Source organism: Lutibacter sp. (genome assembly GCF_040883305.1).
GTDB lineage: Bacteria > Bacteroidota > Bacteroidia > Flavobacteriales > Flavobacteriaceae > Lutibacter.
On sequence record NZ_JBFLKT010000450.1, the window covers coordinates 1 to 5,522 of the forward strand.

The window sequence follows — 5,522 nt, forward strand, 5'->3', positions numbered from 1 at the left end:
CCACGCATTGATAGCGTCTTCTGTTAATCTATTATTGAATTTTGTTTCATCTAATTGTGCTGCTCCAAAATCCCAAACATCTGGTAATCCGTTTGGAATCTCTGGCGTAATCACCTCAATAGAAGGCAGATAAACATCACTTCCTCCTTCTGTAGTTAATGTAGTAATAAAGTTTACGGTACTAGCTTCACCTGAATAAACAAACTCGTAGGTGTCAACTAAATCAATCTCAACTTTAGTATAAACTTCGCCAAGATTACCGCTTGTTGAAGCCGTTCCAAGCATATTAAGACTTGAATATTTAGAGCCTAGAAATTTAATAATACAACTTCCATCCACTTGAATATTAATCTCCTGACCTACTTTAAGATTTAGACCATAATTTGTCGAGTGATAACTATAATCACCGGCCAGTGTTAATTTACCATCAGTACTTTGTTTGTTTGTAATTATGCTTCCATCCGTAAAGTCATAAACTGTAGTATTTTGATTTTGCGAATAAGTGTCCAATACTCCTAATGAAAGGAAAAGAATTAAAAAGAGTAATTTTTTCATCATGTTTTGGCAGTTTTACTATTAATATAAATTTGGTTTTAATTTTTTGATATTCATTATAAATGTAATCGATTACATAAAATTATAAAAAAAAATGAAACAAACAAAGTATTTCGTCCTTTTAACAAAAAATAGGTAATTAATTATTCAAATTTTGCCTTTTTTTACTAGAATTTTACAAAACAGTAAAAAATTGAATATAAGTTCATTGAATAGCTATATTATATTCTAAAAAGTTAAAGAGGTATACAAAAAATTATATACCTCTTTTAATATTAACAAATTAATTAAATTATATTTATTAAGGTCTCCAACGTGGGTCTCCTACTTGACTATCTAATAATGTTTGATTAGTAATAGTAAAATCACCTGTAGATGCATCAACAAACCCCGGGTCTAATTCAGTAAAAGTTCCTGAACCATCAAAAACTACTTGTGCCGTATTAGAAAATCCAGCTGCATTAAAGTAATTATTATTATTAAATGTTGGACTTGGATCCGTTCTACTTTGATCTGAATATCCTTCTGAATCAGTATCTGTAATTAAGGTATTTTGAACTGTTATTACATTTGCTTGAAATCTAACATATAAAAGTCTTTTACTTGAAGAATTAGAACAGGCATAAATAGTACAGCTATCTAATAATACATTACAAGTTAATCCAGATTGAGTTGAAGTTCCTGCATCATCAAGTCTAATAAAATCACGACCTGGAGCACAATTATTAAAAGTACTTGTATTAACATTCAAATTTAATACATCTGAATTTCTAAAGTCTATGAAATCACCTCCGTTAGTAATAATATTTGTTACAATTGAATTTTCAACAGTCACAGATTGTACTATTGCATCCGTTGTATTACCAGCAATAAATGAACGATCAAAATCGTGCACATTGCAACCACTAACCAATAGCGAATTATAATTACCAGCTCCAGTATATCTTACAACATCTTGTATAGTTGTACCACCATTTAAATCTAAATCAATTAGGCTTACATCTATTGCACCAGCAACAAGTTCGAAATTAATATTTAAAAGTGGTTTATTATAACTTCTTAAACCTTGAATAGTAATTGACTTATTTAATTCAACTGTACCAGTTTGTGTAGTATAATCACCTGCTTCTAATAATAAAATATCTCCATCAGCTGCATCTGCAATCATTTGGAATAAATCATCTGTAACTAAAACTAATGTATTATCTCCAATGTCTATTCCTGTTGAAAAAGATGAAGAGCCTCTTACTTTAGCATTGTTATATAATACTGCCGTATAATCAGTTTCACTAGTTAATCCAGTAACTGTAGCTACTCCATCAATTTTTTCTTGAGCAGTAATATTATGTACTATTTCACCTGGGTTAACTATAATTTGTGTAACATTAATATTTGGCACCCATCTAAAAGTAGCTTGTAATGCTTTTATATCTCCTGGTTCAGGAGCTAGCATAAGTTGTTCAGTTAAGGTCTGCGCAGATATTAATGCCCAATTAGAATCTTCTAATCCTCTTGCACTTATTGCCTGAACTCTAATTGAATACAGCGTTTCTCCTTCCATTGCAACTTGAATTGGTAATTGATTACCCATAACCTCAATAGTTTTCACTATGTTACCGAAATTGGGGTCATCTTCACTAAATTCAACTATATAACTATTTATTTCTTCGTTTACCGTCCAATTTAATTCTACAGTTGTTTGATTTCTAACTCTGGCCGTTAGTGCAACTGGAGCAAATTCTCTATCCACAGCTAACTCTTCAATTACATCAACGTCATATCCCGTACAATTAGAGAATGTTAATGCAAGGAGTAAGGTGATAACTAATCCTTTTAGTATATTTTTTGTTTTCATAATCATAATAAAGTATTATTTCGTTTAAATTGTTATTAGCTTCTAATAACCATAATCATTAACTAACTTACCATTACTTCCATCAATAAACACTTGCCAAATTGGCCAATACTGTCTATCATCAGGATTTACTCCCGATTTGTAAATAGAATTTATCATATCATCAAATAAAGGGTTCCATGTAAAAGCAGAGTATTCTACTCCAGGATCTTGATTTTCTCCTCTATTTAAACCATAAATATTTAAAGTTTCATTATCATCTTCATATTTATAATATAATGTGCTTGGCACATCAACATAATCTCCAGTACGATTCTGTAAATCTGTCATTTTCACTTTTGCTTCATCTAAATTTGCTTTTAATAAATTCCAACGAATAAGTGATTGTTTACGCTCCATTTCACCTGTAAATTCATATTTATGCTCTTTTACTAAGGCATTGAACATTGCTTCTTTACTTGATAAACCATTTACATAACCATCCACCTTTTCAGCTTGAAATTCAGGAGCAAATGCTCTCATACGAATTTCCTTTAGGTATGGTGCAGCAGCAGCTGGACCTTCTAATTCATTAGCAGCTTCAGCAGCTATAAAAAGAATTTCTGCATATCGCATATAAATTTTATTAACTCCATCATCATTTGTTGAAGTAACATATCTATTCATCCATTCATAACGATATTTTCCAAAATACCAAGTGTCTAACCCAACCAATTCTTGTTGAGCAACGCCGTTTACAGGAGTAGCCCAACCATAAGGAACACAACTCACATCTCTACGACTATCATCCTCATCAAAATCATAAAATACAGTAGGTAATGGACCTGCTATCCCTCCTCTTGGCTGACCCGTATATTGATCTACACCTCTGTGTCTCACTGCAAAAGAGAATAATACTCTACCACGACCAGCAGCAAAAGGAATTTCCCATAAAGATTCACTACCTGCAGTTGTATTCTCTTCATTATAATTTTTCCAAAATGTTTCGAATGAAGGTACTAAATGTGCACTTCCACTACTTATAATTGATCTACATTCGTCAAGTGCAATTTTGTACATATTCTCAACTGAAAGTTCAGGATCGTTGCTTCTTCTAACGCCGTCAGGATATTGCATATAACCACTAGCAACCATTGCTAAACGAGCTCTCAAACCTTTTACAAAAGCTTTGTTTATTCTTTCAACTGATGTTGTCGCAGAAGTTTCATTTGGCCAAGCAACTAATGTTGAAGCTTCTTCTAAATCTTGAATTATTTGCTTATAAATTATATCACGACTTGATTTTTCTAAATAAATAGTTTCAGAGTTGATAGGCTCAAAACGTGCAGGGACATCTCCCCAAGTTTTCATTAAATCAGTATAATAAACCGCACGCAATGTTAAAGCCTCACCCAATAACTGCCCAAGTTCAGTACCAGATTGTGGATTTCCAAAACTACGTAATCCTCTAATACAAATATTTGCACGTTCAATACCTGAATACATCATAGCCCAAGCATTATTTGTGCTATTCATTTGTGAATTATTAGCCTTAGCATCATAAATCATAAGCTCTCCTTGACTACTTCCAGCGTCATCTGAACTATAATTCCATTCAGTATCTGTATTAAATCCATAAAAAGGAATAAATCTTCCTCTATAAGAATTTGTTTGCCCCATCGGCTCTAATATACCGTCTACAGCTCCTCTAGCTAAACCAGCATTTGAAAAAATGATAGATTCGTCTAGTGTTGATTGTGCTGGTGCATCTAAGAAATCTTCATTCATTTCTTGACACGAACTAAAAAGTCCAGCTATTATTATTGCAAAAATTAATATAAAATTTTTCATCTTTAAATAAATGTTTTAATTAAAAATTAAGGTTTAACCCAAAAACTATTGATCTACTACGTGGAAAAGGAGAATAATCTACTCCTGGTGTAAGAGGAGTCTTTCTTCTTGTTGACACTTCAGGATCAAGACCTGAATAGTTTGTAATAATGAAAACATTATTAGCTGTAGCATAAAATCTCAGTTTAGAAACACCTATTTTTGAAATCATTGATTCTGGTGCTGTATACCCTAATGTAACCGTGTTTAATCTTAAAAAAGAACCATCTTCAACTGCCCAGTCATTAAATACAAAACGAGACATATATGGAGACCACATTGTAGTATTAGCGTTAAGTGCAGTTAACTGCGTTGGGTCAGTAACTAGTTGACCAGAAACTGGATCTAAATTTGTCCATCTATTTCCATCAGCCATTATTGTGCTAAGGTTTCTGTATTGTCCGTTTTGATTAGATGTAGTAAATTCAATTTTATTTGCATTATATATATCATTTCCTACACTCCAGTTAAATGCTGCAGAAAGATCAAAACCATAAGCATTCGCATTAATCACGAAACCACCTGTATGCGTTGGATTAGAATCTCCTATAATAGTATTATCATCTACAGTAACTAAACCATCTCCATCCAAATCTTTTAATTTCATTGAACCAGGCATAACAGTACCAATAACTGCGGCATTATCAACCACACCAGATTTTAATGTATAAACCCCAGTTCCTGAATCAAAATCAAAGTCTGATACTTCATAACGACCATCACCTTTATATCCATACATTAAACCAATCGGCTGACCAACATTGATTACATAATCATTTCCAATTTGAGTAGAAGCCCAATTCGTATTTTGACCGAAATCATCCATTACTCCAAGTGAGTTTATGCGATTTTTGTTAAATCCAATATTAAAAGAGAAATTTAAACCATAATCTTCTTTTTCAATAGCTCTTACATTTAAAGAAGCTTCAATACCAGTGTTTTGAGTTTCTCCCATATTTCTATATTGACTGTTATAACCAGTTCCTGGTGTAGGAAAATTGATTAAAAGGTCTTGTGTAACATTTTTATAAGCCTCCAATGAACCACTTATACGGCGATCTAATAAATCAAAAACAAGACCTAAGTTTTGGGTAATTGTTGTTTCCCATTTTAAATATCGAGGAGCTTATTGGTAGTGGGGCAATTATAACTGAGGGTGAGGATGATTTTAAGCCCATTATCAGCAAACAGCTTGAAATATTAATTGTGGATGACTCGGTCAGTGTAAGGCAGGTGGTTGCAC

At 32.5% G+C, this 5,522-nt stretch carries 4 protein-coding genes; all 4 read right to left on the reverse strand.

Going from position 1 to position 5,522, the window contains the following annotated elements:
• Window positions 1-558: hypothetical protein (locus AB1Z17_RS14400; RefSeq protein ID WP_368052463.1), on the reverse strand; the 558-nt coding region annotated here is incomplete at its 3' end.
• A 298-nt stretch (window positions 559-856) separates the two neighbouring features.
• Window positions 857-2,410 (reverse strand): DUF5123 domain-containing protein, encoded by a 1,554-nt coding sequence (locus AB1Z17_RS14405; RefSeq protein ID WP_368052464.1) that lies wholly within the window; start codon window positions 2,408-2,410, stop codon window positions 857-859.
• Between the two features lie 42 nt (window positions 2,411-2,452).
• Window positions 2,453-4,240 (reverse strand): RagB/SusD family nutrient uptake outer membrane protein, encoded by a 1,788-nt coding sequence (locus tag AB1Z17_RS14410; protein WP_368052465.1) that lies wholly within the window; start codon window positions 4,238-4,240, stop codon window positions 2,453-2,455.
• Between the two features lie 19 nt (window positions 4,241-4,259).
• Window positions 4,260-5,318, reverse strand: coding sequence for a hypothetical protein (locus AB1Z17_RS14415; protein WP_368052466.1), 1,059 nt, complete (start codon window positions 5,316-5,318; stop codon window positions 4,260-4,262).
• Between the last annotated feature and the right edge of the window lie 204 nt (window positions 5,319-5,522).

Bases quoted from the DNA above. Each gene is read 5' to 3' on its own strand.
- AB1Z17_RS14405 (WP_368052464.1), bottom strand. From the start codon at position 2,410: ATGAAAACAAAAAATATACTAAAAGGATTAGTTATCACCTTACTCCTT.
- AB1Z17_RS14410 (WP_368052465.1), bottom strand. From the start codon at position 4,240: ATGAAAAATTTTATATTAATTTTTGCAATAATAATAGCTGGACTTTTT.